The following is a 16972-nucleotide window of genomic DNA, read 5'->3' on the forward strand; positions in this document are numbered from 1 at the left end:
GCCTGCGGGGCGGGCGCCTCCTGCGCGGGCGCCTGCCGCTCCGCGGCGGCCGGGGCGCCGCCGGTGGACGGCGCGGCGCCCTCGTCCCCGATGACGGCCAGTTCGGCGCCGACCTCGACGGTCTCGTCCTCGGCGACGGTGATGCTGGTCAGGATGCCCGAGGCGGGCGAGGGGATCTCGGTGTCGACCTTGTCGGTCGACACTTCCAGGAGCGGCTCGTCGGTCTCGACGCGCTCGCCCTCCTTCTTGAGCCAGCGGGTGACGGTGCCCTCGGTGACGCTCTCGCCGAGCTGGGGCATTGTGACGGAGACCGGCATGTCTCAGCGACTCCTTTTGAATACTGTGCGGCGTTCAGCCGTGCACATGCAGTGGTTTGCCGGCGAGGGCGAGGTGAGCCTCGCCGACCGCCTCGGACTGGGTCGGGTGGGGATGGATCAGCTGGGCGACCTCGCCCGGCAGAGCCTCCCAGTTGTAGATGAGCTGGCCTTCCGCGATGAGCTCGCCGACGCGCGCCCCGACCATGTGCAGGCCGAGGACGGGACCGTCCACGGCCGCGATCACCTTGATCTCGCCCTGCGTCCCCAGGATCTTGCTCTTGGGGTTGCCGGCCAGGTCGTAGGTGACCTCCTTGATCTGGTGACCGCGCTCGCGGGCCACCGCGGACGTGATGCCGACCGAGGCCACCTCGGGGTCGGAGTAGGTGATGCGCGGGACGCCGTCGTAGTCGATCGGCGGCGGGGTGAGCCCGCTCAGCCGCTCGGCGACGAGGATGCCCTCGGCGAACCCGACGTGCGCGAGCTGCGGCGTCGGGATCAGGTCGCCGACCGCCGAGATCGTGGGGACGCTGGTCCGGCAGTACTCGTCGACCTTGACGAACCCGCGCTCGGTCTCGACGCCGGCCTCGGCCAGGCCGATGCCGTCGGAGACGGGGCCGCGCCCCACCGCGACGAGCAGCAGCTCCGCCTCGATGGTCTTGCCGCCTTCGAGGGCGACGGAGACGCCGTCCTGCGTCGTCTTGACGCTCTCGAACCGGGTGCCGACCTCGAACTTGATGCCGCGCTTGCGGAACGCGCGCTCCAGCCGTTTGGAGCTGGACTCCTCCTCCAGCGGCAGCAGGTGCGGCAGCGCCTCCACGATCGTGACCTTGGCGCCGAACGAGCGCCACACGCTGGCGAACTCGACGCCGATGACGCCGCCGCCGAGGATGACGACCGAGGCGGGGACGTGCTCCAGCCGCAGCGCGTGGTCGCTGGAGATGACGCGCTCGCCGTCGATCTCCAGGCCGGGCAGCGACTTCGGCGCCGACCCGGTGCCGAGGACGATGTGCCCGCCCTCGATCGTTGTGGCCTGCCCGTCGGCGCCGGTGACCTCGACCGTGGTCGGGCCCGTCAGCCGCCCCGTGCCGTGGACGACCTCGATGCCCCGGGACTTGATCAGCCCGGTGAGGCCCTTGACGGTCGTGGAGACGACCTTGTCCTTGTAGGCGTTCACCCCCGCGATGTCGATGCCCTCGAACGTGGTCTTGACGCCGAACTTCGCCGCCTCGCGGGACTGGTCCGCCACCTCGGCCGCGTGCAGCAGCGCCTTGGTGGGGATGCAGCCGCGGTTGAGGCACGTTCCGCCGAGGGTCTCGTCCCGCTCGATGAGCGCGACCGACTTGCCGAGCTCGGCGGCGCGCAACGCGCACGCGTAACCGCCGCTGCCGGCACCTAGGACGACGATGTCGAAGGGGCCGCTGTTGGCCACTGGACGCTCCCTTTCGCCTGAGGTGGCACCGCGTGGATCGCGGCGCCGCGGGCGGGGCGCACCGTCGCCGGGCCCCGCCGCCACGAGAAAACTATTCTGTTCTGCACCGGTACCAGCGGGCGGGGTCGCTACAGAATTCCTGCGGCGACGTCCTCGGCGATCTGGATCAGCGTGCGGGCCGCGGCGCCGGTGCCGCCCTTCGGCGTGTACCCGTACGGCTCGCCCTTGTGGAACGACGGGCCCGCGATGTCGAGGTGCGCCCACTTGACGCCGTCCGGCACGAACTCCTTCAGGAACACCGCGGCGACCAGCATGCCGCCCCAGCGCTCGCCGCTGATGTTGGCGATGTCGGCGACCGCCGAGTCGAGGCCCTTGCGCAGCTCCTCCGGCAGGGGCATGCCCCAGGACGGTTCGCCCGCGCGCTCGGCCGCGGCCACCACCTTCTCACGGACGTCGTCGTCGTTGGCCATGACGCCGGTGGTCCGGGTGCCGAGCGCGACGAGCTGCGCGCCGGTCAGCGTGGCGACGTCCACGATCAGGTCGGGGGAGTCCTCACCGGCGCGGACGAGGGCGTCGGCCATGACGAGGCGGCCCTCGGCGTCGGTGTTGAGGACCTCGACGGTCTTGCCGCCGTAGACCCGCAGCACGTCGGACGGACGCTGCGCGGTCCCGCTCGGCATGTTCTCGGCGATGGTGAGGTAGCCCACCACGTTCACCTTGAGGCCGAGCTCGGCGATGGCGGCGAGCGCCCCGAGCACCGCGGCGGCGCCGCCCATGTCGGACTTCATCCAGTCCATCGCCTCGGTCGGCTTGAGGGACAGGCCGCCGGAGTCGAACGTGATGCCCTTGCCGACCAGCACGAGGGTCTTGGACGCCTCAGCGTGGGTGTAGGCGAGCCGGACGAGCCGCGGCGGGTTGACCGAGCCCTGCCCGACGCCCACGAGGCCGCCGTAGCCGCCCTCCACCAGGGCCTTCTCGTCCAGCACCTCGATCGCGAGGCCGGTCTCGGCGGCGACCCGGCCGGCCTCGGCGGCGAAGTCCTCGGGGGACAGGTGCGACGGCGGGGTGTTGACCAGGTCGCGGACCAGCTTGACGGACGCGGCGAGGGTCCGTGCTCGCTCGACGGCCGCCTCCTCGGCGGCGGGCCCCACCAGGCGGATCTCCTCGACGGGGCTCTTGTGGCCGTCGCCGGTGCGGTAGGCGTCGAAGGAGTAGGCGCCGAGCAGCGCGCCCAGCGCGACGGCCTGCACGGACTCGGCGGACTCGGCGGGCAGTGCGACCGCGACGCGCCCGGTGCCGGCCAGGGACCGGACGGCGGCGCCCGCGGCGCGGCGCAGGTCCTCGGCGGAAGGGTCCTCGCCCAGCCCGGCGGCCACGATGACCTTGGCGGTGACGGCGCCGAGCGAGGGGAGCCTGGTGATCTCGCCGGCCTTGCCGGTGGCGCCGAGCGCGTTCAGCGCGTCGGCCAGCCGGCCGTCCATCGCGCGGTCGAGGCCGTCGGCGCCGGCGGCCGGCGCGGCACCCGCCTCGCCCGGGGAGACACCGATCACGATCGCGTCGGCGTCGAGGCCGACCAGGTCTGCGCTGTCAAGGCTGATGCTCGTCACGTAGCACGATGGTAGTCCTCCCGGTGACCGTTTTCGTCCTTTTCGATCAAGCGCCGCCCGGCCTGGAGACTTCGGGCCGCCGCGGGTCAGCGGGGAACGGCGGCGAGAACGGTCAGGGCGGCCGTGGTGGTGATCTCGACGAGGGCGCCGAGGACGTCCCCGGTGACGCCGCCCAGCCGGCGGACGGCATGGCGGAGCACCAGCAGGGCGGCGGCCAGGGAGACGATCACCGCCGCCGCCGTGTGCACGGCGCCGCCCGGTCCGTCCGCGGCCGTGCCGGTGGCCGCGGCGGCGGCGAGGACGACGCCCGTGGCCAGGAGCGCGGCGCGGGTGGCGACGGTGCCCGCCACCAGCGCGCCCAGCCCGCCCGGACGCGCGGACGGGACGCCGGCGCGGCAGGCCCAGGGCAGCGCGAGCCGCCCGGCGACGGCCGCGACGAGCACCGCGACGGCCGGATGCGGGGCCGAGGCCACGGCGGCGACCTGGATCAGCAGGGTCAGCACCAGCGTGACGACACCGAAGGGACCGATGTCGGACCGCTTCATGATCGTCAGGGCGTCGGCGGCGGGGCGCCCGCTGCCGAGGCCGTCGGCGAGGTCGGCCAGGCCGTCCAGGTGCAGGGCGCGGGTCATCGCGGCGGCTACGGCCACCGCCAGCGCCGCCGCCAGCGGGCGGGAGAGGCCGAGCAGATCGCCGGCCTGCAGTACCAGGGCGGCGGCGCCGCCGGTGATCAGGCCGACGGCCGGGGCGAGCAGCATGGCGGCGCGCGCGGTGCCCCGGTCGACGTGCGCCGTTCCCAGCGGGACGACGGTGAGCAGCGTGACCGCCAGCCGCAGACCGCTGATCACCCGAGCTCCGTGACGCGTCCCGCGACGACCAGCGCGGTCTCCTCCGACTCGCCCGCGAGCCGCTGGTTCAGCAGGCCGAGCAGGTCGCGGAACGCCCGACCGGACGCCGTCGAGGGCACCAGTGACAAGCCGACCTCGTCGCTGACCGCGACCACCCGTGCCGCCGTGTCGCGCCAGGCGGAGACGAGGCCGTCGAGAAGGGGACGCGCCCGGGACGGGTCGTCCCAGGCGTCCGCCTCGTCCATGGCCGCGGCCAGCCAGGTGCCGATGCCGTCCACCAGGACCGGGCCTTCCGCGGACTCCAGGACGCCGGTCAGATCGGTCGTCTCGGCGGTACGCCACCAGGCCGGACGGCGAACCCGGTGCGCGGCGACGCGCTCCGCCCACTCGGGGTCGTCGTCACGGACCGGGCCGGTGGCGACGTACAGGACGTCCGGGCACGCGGCCAGCCGCAGTTCCGCCTCGGCGGACTTGCCCGACCGGCTCCCGCCGAGCAGCAGGGTGCGGAAGGGGCCGTCCGCCGGCCGGTTCCAGAAGGCCGTGCGCCGGTCCAGTTCGGCCGGCGAAGGCAGCCGGTGGTCGATGTGAACGGCCACCACCTGGGACCGGGGCGTCACAGCCCTGACATGACGCAGATATCCCAGATGTTCTGGGGAGCCCGCAAGATCCAGGAGGACGGCTTCGTACTCCACCCCGGGGGCCGGTTCCGGCCGGAGGCCCGGGCCCGCCGCCACCAGGACGCGTCCGCCGCCGGGGCCGCGCACCTCATGACCGCCGGGCACGTCCCTCCGCGGCAGGTCCTCCAGCGGGACGCCGTCGATGACGACCGAGAGCGGTTCGTACCGGACGCCGGCGGCGCGCAGCCGGCCGCAGGACGCGCACCGGCATCCCGGCGCGGGCCAGCCGTGCGCGGCGGCGGTGCCGCGAAGCTCGATGTTCATCATCGGCGCGAACTCTACGGATACGCTCCCCTGGAAGGATCACCCCGCCCCCCAGCCGGAAGGAGACCCGGTGGGCACCCCCCCGAACGCGCCCTGGCCGCACCAGCCGGGACCGGGCGGCCAGCCGCCCTATGGCCCGCCGCCCGGCGGCCTTCCGCCCGGCGGTTTCCCGCCCGGCCTGCCCGGTCCGCCCCCGCCCGGGCGCAGGGGCGGCGCCGGCCTGGCGCTCGCGCTGATCGGCGGCGGCCTCGTCATCGTGCTGATCATCGTCGGGGTGGTCGTGCTGGCCCTGCAGGGCGGCGACGACGACAAGGGGGGCGGCGCTCAGCTGCGGGTCGGCAAGATCGCCGGGGGAGCCGAGGCCATCCCGCTCTCCGACGGCAGCCTGGTCATGGCCCGTCCGGGCGTCACCGGCCCCGTCGTGGACGTCTACGAGGACTTCGCCTGCCCGCCCTGCGGCGCCTTCGACCGCATGCACGACCCGATGCTCAAGGAGATGGCGGTCGCCGGGCGGGCCAAGATCGTGTTTCATCCGATGGTGGTCTTCGGCGAGAGCACCCAGCCGGCGCACGGCAACTCGCTGCGCGCCGCGGCGGCGCTGCGCTGCGTCGGGGACGGCGCGCACTGGCTGTCCTACCAGGACGCGCTGTACGCCCACCAGCCCGCGGACCACGACACCGAGGGCTACGCGATCGGCGACCTGATCTCCTACGCCGCGCCGCTCGGCCTCACCGGCGACGACTTCACCTCCTGCGTGAAGAGCCAGCGCCACGCCGAGAGCGTGAAGCAGGTCAGCCAGGGCTACCTGGCATCCGGTGTGCAGGGCACACCGAGCGTGCGGGTCAACGGGACCATGCTCGGCACGTCCGCCACCGAGAGCCCGGACGCCCTGCGCCGTGCCATCGCGGAGGCTTCGTGACCCGCTAGTCTCACCGCGATGAGGGAGGGCGACGCGATGGCGTGGAGCTGGCGTTTGGAGAAGGCCGACGGGCGCGCGGCCGGCAAGGCGGAGGAGACCTTCTCCACCCAGGCGGACGCGGAGAGCTGGCTGGGGGAGAACTGGCGGGGCCTGCGCGCCGACGGGGTCGACAAGGTCGTCCTGCTGGACGGCGAGACGCTCGTGTACGAGATGAGCCTGCAAGACCCCGAGTGAGGGCCGCGGGGCCATGGCGGCTCCGCGACCCCCGCCCGGTGCTCGCTCAGGGGCGCCTGGCCGGGCTGACGGTCTTGGCCGGGTCACGGATGACGACCGGCCCGAGGACGTCGTCGATGCGCTTCAGCACGTCGGCGTCCAGCTTCACCCCGGCGGCCCTCGCGTTCTCGGTGACCTGCTCGGGACGGGACGCGCCCACGATCGCCGCCGACACGTTCGGGTTCTGCAGCGTCCAGGCGATCGCGAGCTGCGCCATCGACAGCCCGACGCCGTCCGCGATCGGCTTCAGCTCCTGCACCCGGGTCAGCAGGTCGTCGTTCAGGTAGCGCTTGATCATGTCGGCGCCGCCATTGGCGTCGGTGGCGCGCGATCCCTCCGGCAGCGGCCGTCCCGGCCGGTACTTGCCGGTCAGCACGCCCTGCGCGATCGGCGACCAGACGATCTGGCCGATGCCCTCGCGCTCGCACAGCGGGACGACCTCCTCCTCGATGACCCGCCACAGCATCGAGTACTGCGGCTGGCCGGAGATGATCCGGTCGAAGCCCATCTCGTCCGCGATCTTGAGGGCGCGCTCGATCTCCTCGGCCCGCCACTCCGACACGCCCACGTACAGGACCTTGCCCTGCCGGACGAGGTCGTCGAACGCCCGCAGGGTCTCCTCCAGCGGCGTCTCGTAGTCGAACCGGTGGGCCTGGTAAAGGTCCACGTAGTCGGTGCCGAGGCGGCGCAGGGAGCCGTGGATCGACTCGAAGATGTGCTTGCGGGACAGGCCCCGGTCGTTCATGCCGGGACCGGTGGGCCAGTAGACCTTGGTGAAGATCTCCAGCCCCTCGCGGCGCTGCCCCTTGAGCGCGCGCCCGAGGACCTCCTCGGCGCGCGTGCCGGCGTACACGTCCGCGGTGTCGAAGGTGGTGATCCCCTCGTCGAGGGCCGTCCGCACGCATGCGCGCGCCGCGTCCTCCTCGACCTGGGAGCCGTGGGTGAGCCAGTTGCCGTACGCGATCTCGCTGATCTTCAGACCGCTCCGGCCCAGGTTTCGGAACTCCATGGTCCCCGACCCTAGCCCGATGCTGATCGTGGAACCCGCGCCGGACGGCCGCGCGGGCGGCCGGCCACCCCGTAGATCAGACCTTCTCCTTCTCGCCGATCCGCACCTGCGGGTTCGGGACGCGCAGCCGGCGGATCTGCATCGCCCGCATCGCGGCGTACATGCCGACGCCCTTCGCGTCCTCGCCGGGGAACCGCTCGGCGGCCAGTTTCTTGATGCCGTGGCTGAGCAGCAGGCCCTCCCCGAACACCACGAGGAGCAGCACCGGCGGCGCCAACAGGACCAGCAGCCGGGCGGTCGGAACCGGCAGCATGCTCAGCAGCACGATCACGAACATCGCGTACATGAGGTACGAGCCGACGGTGCGGCGCGCGTCCACGTAGTCGCGGGCGAGCCGGCGGACGGGGCCCCTGTCCCGCTTGAGCAGGTGCTTCTCCTCGCCCTTCGCCATTCCCTGGCGGGCCTTGGCGCGCTCGGTCGCAAGCTGCGCACGGCGCCGCTTGTAGGCCTCCTTGCCGGTGGCCGGCGCGGTGATCGGCTGGCGGCGGCGCTTCTCGGCCTCGCTGCGCTTGGGCGTGGGGCGGCCCTTGCCTCCCGGCTTTACTACCTGAGGAGGATTCGCCGGGGCCTCCGGGGTACGACGCTTGAACACGGAATCAGCCTACCGGCTGCGAACATCGTGACTGCCTCGCGCGTTACCGCGTAGGGTGATAAGAACCCCAGCAGTGGTCATTGAGCCCAGTTCACGACTGAGGCGACAGCACGAAGGGACCGGCGCCGCGCGATGAGCGTGATGAAGCGAATGTCGATGATCTTCAAGTCCAAGGCGAACAGGGCCCTGGACCGCATGGAAGACCCTCGGGAGACCCTCGATTACTCCTACCAGCGCCAGCTGGAGATGCTGCAGAAGGTTCGCCGCGGGGTCGCCGACGTCGCCACCTCCCGCAAGCGTCTCGAACTCCAGATCAACCAGTTGGAGCAGCAGCAGAACAAGCTGACCGACCAGGGCAAGAAGGCGCTGCAGGTGGGCCGCGAGGACCTCGCCCGCGAGGCGCTGACCCGCCGGGCCGGGCTGGAGGGCCAGCTCAACGACCTGCGCGGCCAGTACCAGCAGCTCCAGGGCGAGGAGGAGAAGCTCACGCTCGCCTCCCAGCGGCTGCAGGCCAAGGTCGACTCCTTCCGCACCCGCAAGGAGACCATCAAGGCGACCTACACGGCCGCCGAGGCGCAGACGAAGATCAACGAGGCGTTCACCGGCATCTCCGAGGAGATGGGCGATGTCGGCCTCGCGATCCAGCGCGCCGAGGAGAAGACCGACACGATGAAGGCCCGCGCCGGCGCGATCGACGAGCTGCTGGCCTCCGGCGCCCTGGAGGACTTCACCGGTCCCAAGGACGACATCCAGGCCGAGCTCGACCGGGTGGGCTCCGGCCCCGGCGTCGACCTGGAGCTGGAGCGGCTCAAGGCGGAGCTGGGCCAGGGGCCCGCGCCCAAGGAGCTGAACCAGGGGACGCCGACCGCGCGGCCCCAGCAGCAGGACACCCCGCAGCAGGCCCAGTGGCCGAACAACCCCGGGGGTGCGCAGTGATCGTCCGCCTGATGGGCGAGGGCCAGCTGGACGTGGCCGAGGAGGATCTGTCCTCCCTCAACACGCTCGACTCCGAGCTGGAATCGGCGATCGAGTCAGGTGACGAGGCGGCGTTCCGCGCCGCCCTGCACGCCCTGCTGGAGAACGTCCGCAAGGTGGGCAGGCCGCTGCCGCCCGACAGCCTGGAGCCGTCCGAGCTGATCCTGCCGCCGGCCGACGCGCACATCGACGAGGTCCGCTCGATGCTCGGGGACGAGGGCCTCATTCCGGACTGAGCCGGGCACGTGGGCCGGGGGAGGCGCCCGCAGCGAAACGGGGGCCCGGGGATGTGCCGTCCGTTCTGGACATTCAGGCACAAAACCCGGGTCTCGTGCGTTGGGACGAGTGAACGGGAGTAACGACTGGGGGTGGCCGTATGGCCAGGACGCGTTACGCCTCCGACCGGGGGCTGACGTCACGGATGCTTTTGACGATGTTCCTGCTGGGGCTGTTGTACGTGGTCGCGGTGGGGGCGTTCTTCGTCTTCGTGCCCAAGCTGGCCTTCGTCGCGCTGGCCGTCGCGCTCGTGTTCCTGATCGCCCAGTTCTTCTTCTCCGACCGGATGACGCTGTTCGCCATGCACGGCCGCGTCGTCTCGCCGCAGGAGGCGCCGGAGCTGCACGGCGTCGTCGACCGCATCTGCGCGATGTCGGACACCCCGAAGCCGAGGGTCGCGATCGCCGACACCGACGTGCCGAACGCGTTCGCCACCGGGCGCAACCAGAAGAACGCGGTCGTCTGCGTCACCACCGGGCTGCTGCGCCGGCTCGACCCGGTGGAGCTGGAGGGCGTGCTCGCGCATGAGATGGCGCACGTCGCGCACAAGGACGTCGCGGTCATGACGATCGCCTCGTTCCTCGGCATCTGCGCCGGGCTCATCACCCGGTTCGGCCTGCAGATGGGGCTGTGGGGCGGCTTCTCCCGCCGCAGCAACGACCAGAACACCGGGCTGATCCTGCTCGCCGTCGTCGCGGCCAGCGCGCTCGCCTACGCGATCAGCTTCATGCTCACCCGGGCCCTGTCGCGCTACCGCGAGCTGTCCGCCGACCGCTCCGCCGCGCTGCTGACCGGCCGCCCGTCCGCCCTCGCCAGCGCGCTGACGAAGGTCAGCGGCGACATCGCGCGCATCCCGACGAACGACCTGCGGTCCGCGCAGGCGTTCAACGCGTTCTTCTTCACCCCGGCGTTCGGCAAGGGCTTCAGCGTCGCCTCGCTGTTCTCCACCCACCCGTCGCTGGACAAGCGGCTCGCCCAGCTCTCAAGGATCTCCGACCAGCTCAGCAGGGGAGTCTGATCCGTGGGTTTCCTGGACACGCTGCTCGGCCGCTCCAAGCCGGCCAAGCCCGACCTCGACCAGATCTTCGGGCTGTCGTCGGCGGCGATCACGCTGGAGGCGGCGACGGGGTTCACCCCGACCGGTCGCGGCTCGGTCTGCTTCCGCGCGGCCGAGGGCGGGGCGTTCGCCCGGCTGCAGACCGACGTCCAGCAGTTGCTGGACGCCGACGAGGGCCCCAAGGTCGAGATCAGCAACGACGCCTACGGCTACACCTGGCTGCTCGCCACGCACCGGCCCGAAGAGCTGCCCGACCTCGTCACCGACCTGCACGCGGTGAACTCGACGCTGGAGGCGGGCGGGTTCGGCCCGCACCTGCTGTGCTCCCTGGCGAGTTTCCGCGGCCCGGAGGGGCAGCGGCTCGCCCTCGTCTACCTGTACAAGCGCGGCACCTTCTACCCGTTCGCCCCGCTGCCCGGCGACAGGCGCGACAACGCGCTGGAACTCCAGGTGCGCGGCGCGATCGGCGCCGACCTCCCCTTCGAGGAGGACCTCGGCCGCTGGTTTCCCGTCTGGGGCGCCCCCGGCCTGTGATCCTTTCTGTGTCACGGGACGCTGACCGGCGGGCCGTGATGGTTTAACGTCGGGTCATGGCGCCCTCCCGTGCCGCCGCCGGGCCCGGCCTGACCCGGCGGATGCTCGCCGCGGTCGTCCTGGTCGCGCTGGTCTACGCGGCCGCCGTGCTGCCCGCGTTCCTGGCCGGTCCGGTCTGGGGCACGGCCGCGGTGGCCGCGGCCATGGTCGTCGCGGCCTGCTCGGCGCGGATGGCGGACCGGCTCGTCCTCCACGCGATGGACGCGCGCCCGGTGGACGCCGCCGCCGAGCCGGAGCTGCACGCGGTGCTGGACCGGCTGTGCCTGTCGTCCGGGCTGCCCAAGCCGCGCCTCGCGATCTCCTCGAAGGACGTCCCCAACGCGTTCGCCGCGGGCTCCGGTCCCGGCTCGGCGGTGGTGTGCGTCACCGAAGGGCTGCGCGCACGGCTCGGACCGGCCGAGCTCGCCGCCGTGCTCGCCCATGAGACCGCGCACGTCGCGAACCGGGACGTGCTCGTCGCGGCGGTCGCCTCGTTCCCCGGCCTGGTCGGCGGCCTCGTCCTCGGGTGGTGGACGGGCCTGTTCACCGGCCGCGACCGGGGCGCGGCCGGCCGCGTCGCGGCGCCGGTCCTCGGGATCGTCCTGCTGCCCCTCGGCCTGGCGGCGGCGGTGCTGCACACGGCGGGCACGCTGGCGTGGCTCGCCCTGTCGCGGCACCGGGAGCTGTGCGCCGACTCCACCGGGGCGCTGCTGACCGGGCGCCCGGCCGACCTCGCGTCCGCCCTCGCCAAGGTCAGCGACGACCTGCGCGACGCGTCCCGAGACGACCTGCGGTCGCTGCGCCCGGCCGGTGCCCGTTGCGTGGTCGCGGCGCGCGGCGACGGCGTGGCCGGCCTGCTGTCCACGCATCCGACGCTGGAGCGGCGCAGGGCACGGCTGGCGGATCTCTCCTGGCGGCTCGCGAGCGGGGGCTGACCGTGGGAATCCTGGACGGGCTCCTCGGCCGTCCCGCGCCAGCCGAGCCCGACTCGGGTGTGCTGTTCGCGCTGCCCGCCGCCGCGCCCGCGCTGGAGGCGGCGACCGGGTTCACCCCGACCGGCGAGGGCGGTGTCTGCCACCGCCAGGTGGAAGGCGGGGCGTTCGGCGCGTTCGAACGCGTGCAACGCGAGGTCGCCCGGCTGCTGCCCGGCGACGCGGCCCGGCGGGTCGAGACGAGCGCCGGCCCCTACGGCTGGGGCTGGACGCACCTCACCCGCCCGCCCGGCGCGTTCGGCGAGCTGGTCGCCGACCTGCACCTGGTCAACGCGACCCTGACGGCCGCCGGATTCGGGCGCTACCTGCTCTGCTCGGTCGCCGCCTTCCGCAGGGGCGCGGACCCGCAGCGGCTCTTCCTCGTCCACGTTCCCGGCCGCGGGGCGTTCTACCCGTTCGCGCCGCGTCCGCCCGGCGGCCCGGACCCCGGGCGCCGCCGCAGCAACCTGGTCGAGACGCGCGCCAGGGACGCGCTCGCGGGAGACCTCGCCATGGAGCCGGACACGGCCCGCTGGTTCCCGCTGTGGGACGTCCCCGGCCTGTGACGTGCCGGGGACGTCTCCGGCACGTCAGGGGAGTGCGAGCATCTGGTCCAGGGCGACGCGCGCGTAGTGCGCGGTCTCCTCGTCCACCGCGATGACGTTCCGCACGTCGCCCGCGGCCAGCGACTCCAGCGACAGGACCAGGTGCGGCAGGTCGATGCGGTTCATCGTCGAGCAGTAGCAGACGGTCTTGTCGAGGAACATGACGTTCTTGTCCGGGTGCGCGTTCGCCAGCCGCCGGACGAGGTTCAGCTCGGTGCCGATCGCCCAGGACGAGCCGGGCTCCGCGGCCTCAAGCGCCTTGATGATGTACTCGGTGGAACCGACCCGGTCGGCGGCCGTGACGACCTCGTGCCGGCACTCGGGGTGCACCAGGACGTTCACGCCGGGAACGCGCTCGCGGACCTCGTCCACCGACTCGCGCGTGAACCGGCCGTGCACCGAGCAGTGGCCGCGCCACAGGATCATCTTGGCGTCCCGCAACTGCTCGCGGGTGAGCCCGCCCTCGCGGCGGTGCGGGCTGTAGACGACGCAGTCGTCCAGCGAGAAGCCCATGTCCAGGACGGCGGTGTTGCGGCCGAGGTGCTGGTCGGGCAGGAACAGGACCTTCTTGCCCTTGCCGTAGGCCCAGTCCAGGGCGCGCTTGGCGTTGGACGAGGTGCACACCGTGCCGCCGTGCCGCCCGACGAACGCCTTGATGTCGGCCGAGGAGTTCATGTAGGTGACGGGGACGACGTCGTCGGCGATTCCCGCGTCCTCCAGGACGTCCCAGCAGTCCTCGACCTGATCGAAGGTCGCCATGTCCGCCATCGAGCAGCCCGCGGCCAGGTCGGGCAGGATCACCCGCTGGTGGCCGGCGGTCAGGATGTCGGCGGACTCCGCCATGAAGTGGACACCGCAGAACACGATGTAGGGCGCCTCGGGACGGGCCGCCGCCTTCTGCGCCAGCTTGAACGAGTCGCCGGTGACGTCCGCGAACTGGATGACCTCGTCCCGCTGGTAGTGGTGGCCGAGGACGAACACCCGGTCGCCGAGGGACGCCTTGGCGGCGCGGGCGCGTTCGACCAGCGCGGGGTCGGAGGCCGGCGGCAGCTCGCCCGGACAGTCCACGCCGCGCTCGCTGTTCGGGTCGGCGCCGCTGCCGAGCAGCAGCAGCGGAAGGTCGCTTACCGGGGTGGTCATCGGGAGTCTCCCTTCGGCGACGGGACTTATCGTCGCTTTGACGACTAATGATGGCACATCCTCCGGGCGGCGGTGATGTGACGTAGACCGCACCGTTCCCCCGGTGTTAAACACGGCCGATACGCGGAATGGCTATCTACCGAGGTACGTTGTTCTACGGGAAGAGGCGCACGACGTCCTCGGACAAGCGACAGCCCGCCGCATCGCGGCGCAGCGAGACCCGGGAGCTGAACACATGACGGTTTCAGGCGAGACCACGCAGGAGACCACGCAGCAGGGCGTCGTCCTCACCGACGCCGCCGCCGAGAAGGCCAAGGGCCTGCTTGAGCAGGAGGGCCGCGATGATCTTGCGCTGCGTGTCGCCGTGCAGCCGGGCGGCTGCTCCGGCCTGATCTACCAGCTCTTCTTCGACGAGCGGGAGATGGACGGCGACCAGATCCAGGACTTCGGCGGCCTGTCGGTGCGCGTCGACCGGATGAGCGCCCCCTACCTGACGGGCGCCACCATCGACTTCGTCGACTCGATCGAGAAGCAGGGCTTCACGATCGACAACCCGAACGCGTCGGGTTCCTGCGCCTGCGGCGACTCCTTCAACTGAGCGCCCGCGACGCGAGCGGAACGCCCGGAAGGGGCGGTCCGGGCACCGGCCCGCGGCCGTCCCTTTTCCGTTGCCCGCTGCGGTCCTGACGCGATCTGTGGTGCGATGGGCAAGTAGTCTTTCCGGGTTCGAAACAGCCGGTGAATCAGCCGGACGACCACGACGAGGAGAGCGACGCCGTGCGCATCGCCGTGACTGGCTCCATTGCGACCGACCATCTGATGACCTTCCCCGGGAGGTTCACCGACCAGCTTCTTCCCGACCAGCTGGCCCGGGTGTCGCTGTCCTTCCTGGTGGACGAGCTGGAGATCCGCCGGGGCGGCATCGCTGCCAACATCTGCTTCGGCATGGGCAGCCTCGGCAAGGAGTCGATCCTCGTCGGCTCCGTCGGCGACGACTTCGCCGACTACCGCTCCTGGCTGGAGCGCCACGCCGTCGACACCGCGTCCGTGCACGTGTCCGACATCCACCACACCGCCCGGTTCCTGTGCACCACCGACCAGGACCAGAACCAGATCGCCACGTTCTACGCCGGCGCCATGAGCGAGGCCCGCTCCATCGAGCTGAAGCCGGTCGCCGACCGCGTCGGCGGCCTCGACCTCGTCGTCGTCAGCCCGAACGACCCGGACGCGATGATCCGGCACACCGACGAGTGCCGCACCCGCGGCATCCCGTTCGCCGCCGACCCGTCCCAGCAGCTCGCCCGCATGGACGGCGCGGACGTCCGCCGCCTCATCGACGGCGCCGCGTACCTGTTCAGCAACGACTACGAGAAGGCGCTCGCCGAGGAGAAGACCGGCTGGAGCGGCGAGGAGATCCTGTCCCGCGTGGAGGCCCGCGTGACGACCCTCGGCGCCAAGGGCGTCGTCATCGACCGTGAGGGCGAGGAGGGCCTGCACGTCCCCTGCGTCCCCGTCGAGAACGTCGTCGACCCGACCGGCGTCGGCGACGCCTTCCGCGCCGGCTTCCTGTCGGCGACCGCCTGGAACCTGCCGCTGGAGCGCGCCGCGCAGGTCGGCTGCGCCCTGGCCGCACACGCCCTGGAGGCCGCGGGCCCGCAGGAGTACACGCTCGCCAGGCAGGCGTTCCTCGACCGTTTCGCCGCCGCCTACGGCTCCGACGCCGCCGGCGAGGTCGCCCCTCACATCACCTGCCCGAACCCGTAACACGACTCGCCCCGGGGCCGCGCCGTCAGGTGCGGCCCCGGCGTGTCCCGCGTGCGCGGGTCAGTACGTCCGGCGGATGTGGAAGCCCCACCCGCCCTGCTGCAGGGTCTCCTCGCGGACGAAGTCCTGCGACTTCATGCGGCACCAGGCGGGGACGTCGGTGCGGGCGGCGGCATCGTCGGCGAGGACGGCGACGATCTCCCCGACCGGCACCTCGCGGATCCGCTCGGCCAGCATGATGATCGGGATGGGGCACTTGCGGCCGAGCGCGTCGATGACGAGCACGGGCGCCGGGCCGGCCGGCTCGGCGGGGGGCGCTGCCGCGTCGCTGGGCGGCGTCCCGTTCTTGGTCCGGCCTCGGAACCTCATGGGCGCGACCGCCTCCCTGTCTCGAAGGTGTTCATCGTCCGGCGGCCCTCATCGTCTCGCGGAGGCGGGCGACGGCGCCGGGGAGCACGGTGAGGAACCGCTCGACGTCCGCCGCGGCGACCCCGCGCGGCAGCGATACCCGGACGTTCCCATGGGTGAGCACCCCCATCGCCTCAAGCACATGACTGGGACGCAGCGTATCCGCCGTGCACGAGCTGCCGGAGGAAACCGCGAAACCCAGCCGGTCCAGTTCGGTCAGCAGCGCCTCGCCCTCCACGTACAGGCACGAGAACGTCACCAGGTGCGGCAGGCGCCGGACCGGGTCGCCGACCACCTCGACGTCGGGCACGGCCCGCGGAACCTCCGCGCGGATGCGGTCCACCAGCGCGGAGACGCGCGGCGCGTCCGCCGCCATGTCCGCACGGTACGCCTCCAGCGCGGCCGCCGCCGCGGCGATGGAGGGAACGTTCTCGAAACCGGGGACGCGGCGCCCCTCCCGCTCGTCGTCGGGCAGCGGGGAACGCCACCGCGTGCCCTTGCGGATCACGAGCACGCCGACGCCCGCCGGGCCGCCCCACTTGTGGGCGCTGCCGGCGAGGAACGACCAGCCGGCGGGGACGTCCATACGCCCGAGGGACTGCGCGGCGTCCACGAACAGCGGCACGCGGGCGGCGCGGCACGCCTCGGCGACCTCGGCGACGGGCTGGACGGTGCCGACCTCATGGTTGGCCGACTGCAGGCACGCCAGCGCCGTGTCGGAACGCAGCGCCGCGGTGAACTCGCCCGGGTCGACGCGGCCCGCCCGGTCCACGCCGACGACGGTCACCTCGCCGCCGCCGCGCTCGTGCGCCTCCGCGGCGTGGAGCACGCTGGAGTGCTCCACGGCGCTCACCACCAGATGCCGCCCGACCCGCCGGCGCGCCTGGAGCCCCCCGAGGACCGCCAGGTGCACCGCCTGGGTACCCGAGGACGTGAACGACACCTCGTCGGCCCGGACGCCCAGGACCCCGGCGGCCCGCGCGCGGGCCCGGTCCAGCAGCAGCCGGGTGCCGCGGGCCGTCCCGTACAACCGCGCGGGATCGGCCCAGCCCGCGTCCAGCGCCTCCAGCAGCGCGGACCGCGCCGCCGGGTGCGGCGGCTCGGTGGAAGCGGCGTCGAAGTAGGCGCCCGCCGTGCTCGGATCGACCACGCTGAAACACTAACCGGGCACCCGATCGGGGGTTCGCGCGACCCTCGCGCTAGGGTGT

20 protein-coding genes are annotated in these 16972 nt (G+C 72.7%); 10 read left to right on the forward strand and 10 right to left on the reverse strand.

Going from position 1 to position 16972, the window contains the following annotated elements; all coding sequences use genetic code 11:
• The 5 genes from AF1_RS07540 to AF1_RS07560 form a co-directional block, all read right to left on the reverse strand.
• Positions 1 to 317 (reverse strand): biotin/lipoyl-containing protein (locus tag AF1_RS07540; RefSeq protein ID WP_303621231.1); only part of this gene is annotated, 317 nt, incomplete at its 3' end.
• Between the two features lie 34 nt (positions 318 to 351).
• Positions 352 to 1746: a dihydrolipoyl dehydrogenase gene (gene lpdA, locus AF1_RS07545; protein ID WP_067794291.1), complete on the reverse strand. Its 1395-nt coding sequence runs from the start codon at positions 1744 to 1746 to the stop codon at positions 352 to 354.
• A 128-nt stretch (positions 1747 to 1874) separates the two neighbouring features.
• Complete coding sequence (locus AF1_RS07550; protein ID WP_067794292.1) at positions 1875 to 3353, reverse strand: leucyl aminopeptidase; 1479 nt, start codon at positions 3351 to 3353, stop codon at positions 1875 to 1877.
• 86 nt (positions 3354 to 3439) lie between these two features.
• Positions 3440 to 4201: an adenosylcobinamide-GDP ribazoletransferase gene (locus tag AF1_RS07555; RefSeq protein ID WP_067794294.1), complete on the reverse strand. Its 762-nt coding sequence runs from the start codon at positions 4199 to 4201 to the stop codon at positions 3440 to 3442.
• Positions 4198 to 5145: a bifunctional adenosylcobinamide kinase/adenosylcobinamide-phosphate guanylyltransferase gene (locus AF1_RS07560; protein WP_306303155.1), complete on the reverse strand. Its 948-nt coding sequence runs from the start codon at positions 5143 to 5145 to the stop codon at positions 4198 to 4200. The genes AF1_RS07555 and AF1_RS07560 overlap by 4 nt, the downstream gene beginning before the upstream one ends.
• Before the next feature lie 67 nt (positions 5146 to 5212).
• Here AF1_RS07560 and AF1_RS07565 point away from each other — a divergent pair, with 67 nt between their 5' ends.
• Both AF1_RS07565 and AF1_RS07570 read left to right on the forward strand, forming a co-directional pair.
• Complete coding sequence (locus AF1_RS07565; RefSeq protein WP_067794296.1) at positions 5213 to 6061, forward strand: DsbA family protein; 849 nt, start codon at positions 5213 to 5215, stop codon at positions 6059 to 6061.
• Positions 6062 to 6079: 18 nt separating this feature from the next.
• Positions 6080 to 6295, forward strand: a complete 216-nt coding sequence (locus AF1_RS07570) for a hypothetical protein (protein ID WP_306303156.1) — start codon at positions 6080 to 6082, stop codon at positions 6293 to 6295.
• 46 nt (positions 6296 to 6341) lie between these two features.
• On the opposite strand, the gene AF1_RS07575 is transcribed toward AF1_RS07570, so the two are convergent.
• Together AF1_RS07575 and AF1_RS07580 are read right to left on the reverse strand one after the other, a co-directional pair.
• Positions 6342 to 7343 (reverse strand): aldo/keto reductase family protein, encoded by a 1002-nt coding sequence (locus AF1_RS07575; protein WP_067794299.1) that lies wholly within the window; start codon positions 7341 to 7343, stop codon positions 6342 to 6344.
• Between the two features lie 76 nt (positions 7344 to 7419).
• Positions 7420 to 7995, reverse strand: a complete 576-nt coding sequence (locus tag AF1_RS07580; RefSeq protein WP_084262548.1) for a DUF3043 domain-containing protein — start codon at positions 7993 to 7995, stop codon at positions 7420 to 7422.
• A gap of 132 nt (positions 7996 to 8127) precedes the next feature.
• Between AF1_RS07580 and AF1_RS07585 the strand changes: the two genes are divergently transcribed.
• The 6 genes from AF1_RS07585 to pspAB (AF1_RS07610) all read left to right on the forward strand — a co-directional run bounded on the left by AF1_RS07585 (position 8128) and on the right by pspAB (AF1_RS07610) (position 12413).
• The gene (locus tag AF1_RS07585; protein ID WP_207394155.1) at positions 8128 to 8931 is read left to right on the forward strand and encodes a PspA/IM30 family protein; all 804 of its coding nucleotides are present in this window, start codon (positions 8128 to 8130) and stop codon (positions 8929 to 8931) included.
• The gene (pspAA, locus tag AF1_RS07590; protein ID WP_067794303.1) at positions 8928 to 9206 is read left to right on the forward strand and encodes a PspA-associated protein PspAA; all 279 of its coding nucleotides are present in this window, start codon (positions 8928 to 8930) and stop codon (positions 9204 to 9206) included. Before AF1_RS07585 ends, pspAA begins: the two co-directional genes overlap by 4 nt.
• A 140-nt stretch (positions 9207 to 9346) precedes the next feature.
• A complete protein-coding gene (gene htpX, locus AF1_RS07595; RefSeq protein ID WP_067794305.1) occupies positions 9347 to 10264 on the forward strand; it encodes a zinc metalloprotease HtpX in 918 nt (305 codons plus the stop codon).
• Positions 10265 to 10267: 3 nt separating this feature from the next.
• The gene (gene pspAB, locus AF1_RS07600) at positions 10268 to 10837 is read left to right on the forward strand and encodes a PspA-associated protein PspAB (RefSeq protein WP_067794307.1); all 570 of its coding nucleotides are present in this window, start codon (positions 10268 to 10270) and stop codon (positions 10835 to 10837) included.
• A gap of 56 nt (positions 10838 to 10893) precedes the next feature.
• Entirely contained in the window at positions 10894 to 11811 is a 918-nt protein-coding gene (locus AF1_RS07605) for a M48 family metalloprotease (RefSeq protein ID WP_067794309.1), read from the forward strand.
• Between the two features lie 2 nt (positions 11812 to 11813).
• Positions 11814 to 12413, forward strand: coding sequence for a PspA-associated protein PspAB (gene pspAB / locus AF1_RS07610; protein ID WP_067794311.1), 600 nt, complete (start codon positions 11814 to 11816; stop codon positions 12411 to 12413).
• Positions 12414 to 12437: 24 nt separating this feature from the next.
• Here the strand turns inward: pspAB (AF1_RS07610) and nadA are convergent, their stop codons facing one another.
• On the reverse strand, positions 12438 to 13592 hold the full coding sequence (nadA, locus tag AF1_RS07615) for a quinolinate synthase NadA (protein WP_067794313.1): 1155 nt from the start codon (positions 13590 to 13592) through the stop codon (positions 12438 to 12440).
• Positions 13593 to 13827: 235 nt separating this feature from the next.
• Here nadA and AF1_RS07620 point away from each other — a divergent pair, with 235 nt between their 5' ends.
• Together AF1_RS07620 and AF1_RS07625 are read left to right on the forward strand one after the other, a co-directional pair.
• Positions 13828 to 14190 (forward strand): HesB/IscA family protein, encoded by a 363-nt coding sequence (locus AF1_RS07620; RefSeq protein WP_067794315.1) that lies wholly within the window; start codon positions 13828 to 13830, stop codon positions 14188 to 14190.
• Positions 14191 to 14369: 179 nt separating this feature from the next.
• A complete protein-coding gene (locus AF1_RS07625) occupies positions 14370 to 15356 on the forward strand; it encodes a carbohydrate kinase family protein (protein ID WP_067794409.1) in 987 nt (328 codons plus the stop codon).
• Positions 15357 to 15416: 60 nt separating this feature from the next.
• On the opposite strand, the gene AF1_RS07630 is transcribed toward AF1_RS07625, so the two are convergent.
• Together AF1_RS07630 and AF1_RS07635 are read right to left on the reverse strand one after the other, a co-directional pair.
• On the reverse strand, positions 15417 to 15725 hold the full coding sequence (locus AF1_RS07630; RefSeq protein ID WP_084262550.1) for a sulfurtransferase TusA family protein: 309 nt from the start codon (positions 15723 to 15725) through the stop codon (positions 15417 to 15419).
• Between the two features lie 31 nt (positions 15726 to 15756).
• On the reverse strand, positions 15757 to 16914 hold the full coding sequence (locus tag AF1_RS07635) for a cysteine desulfurase family protein (protein WP_067794317.1): 1158 nt from the start codon (positions 16912 to 16914) through the stop codon (positions 15757 to 15759).
• Positions 16915 to 16972: the final 58 nt, after the last annotated feature.

It is taken from the genome of Actinomadura formosensis NBRC 14204 (assembly GCF_001552155.1).
GTDB lineage: Bacteria > Actinomycetota > Actinomycetes > Streptosporangiales > Streptosporangiaceae > Spirillospora > Spirillospora formosensis.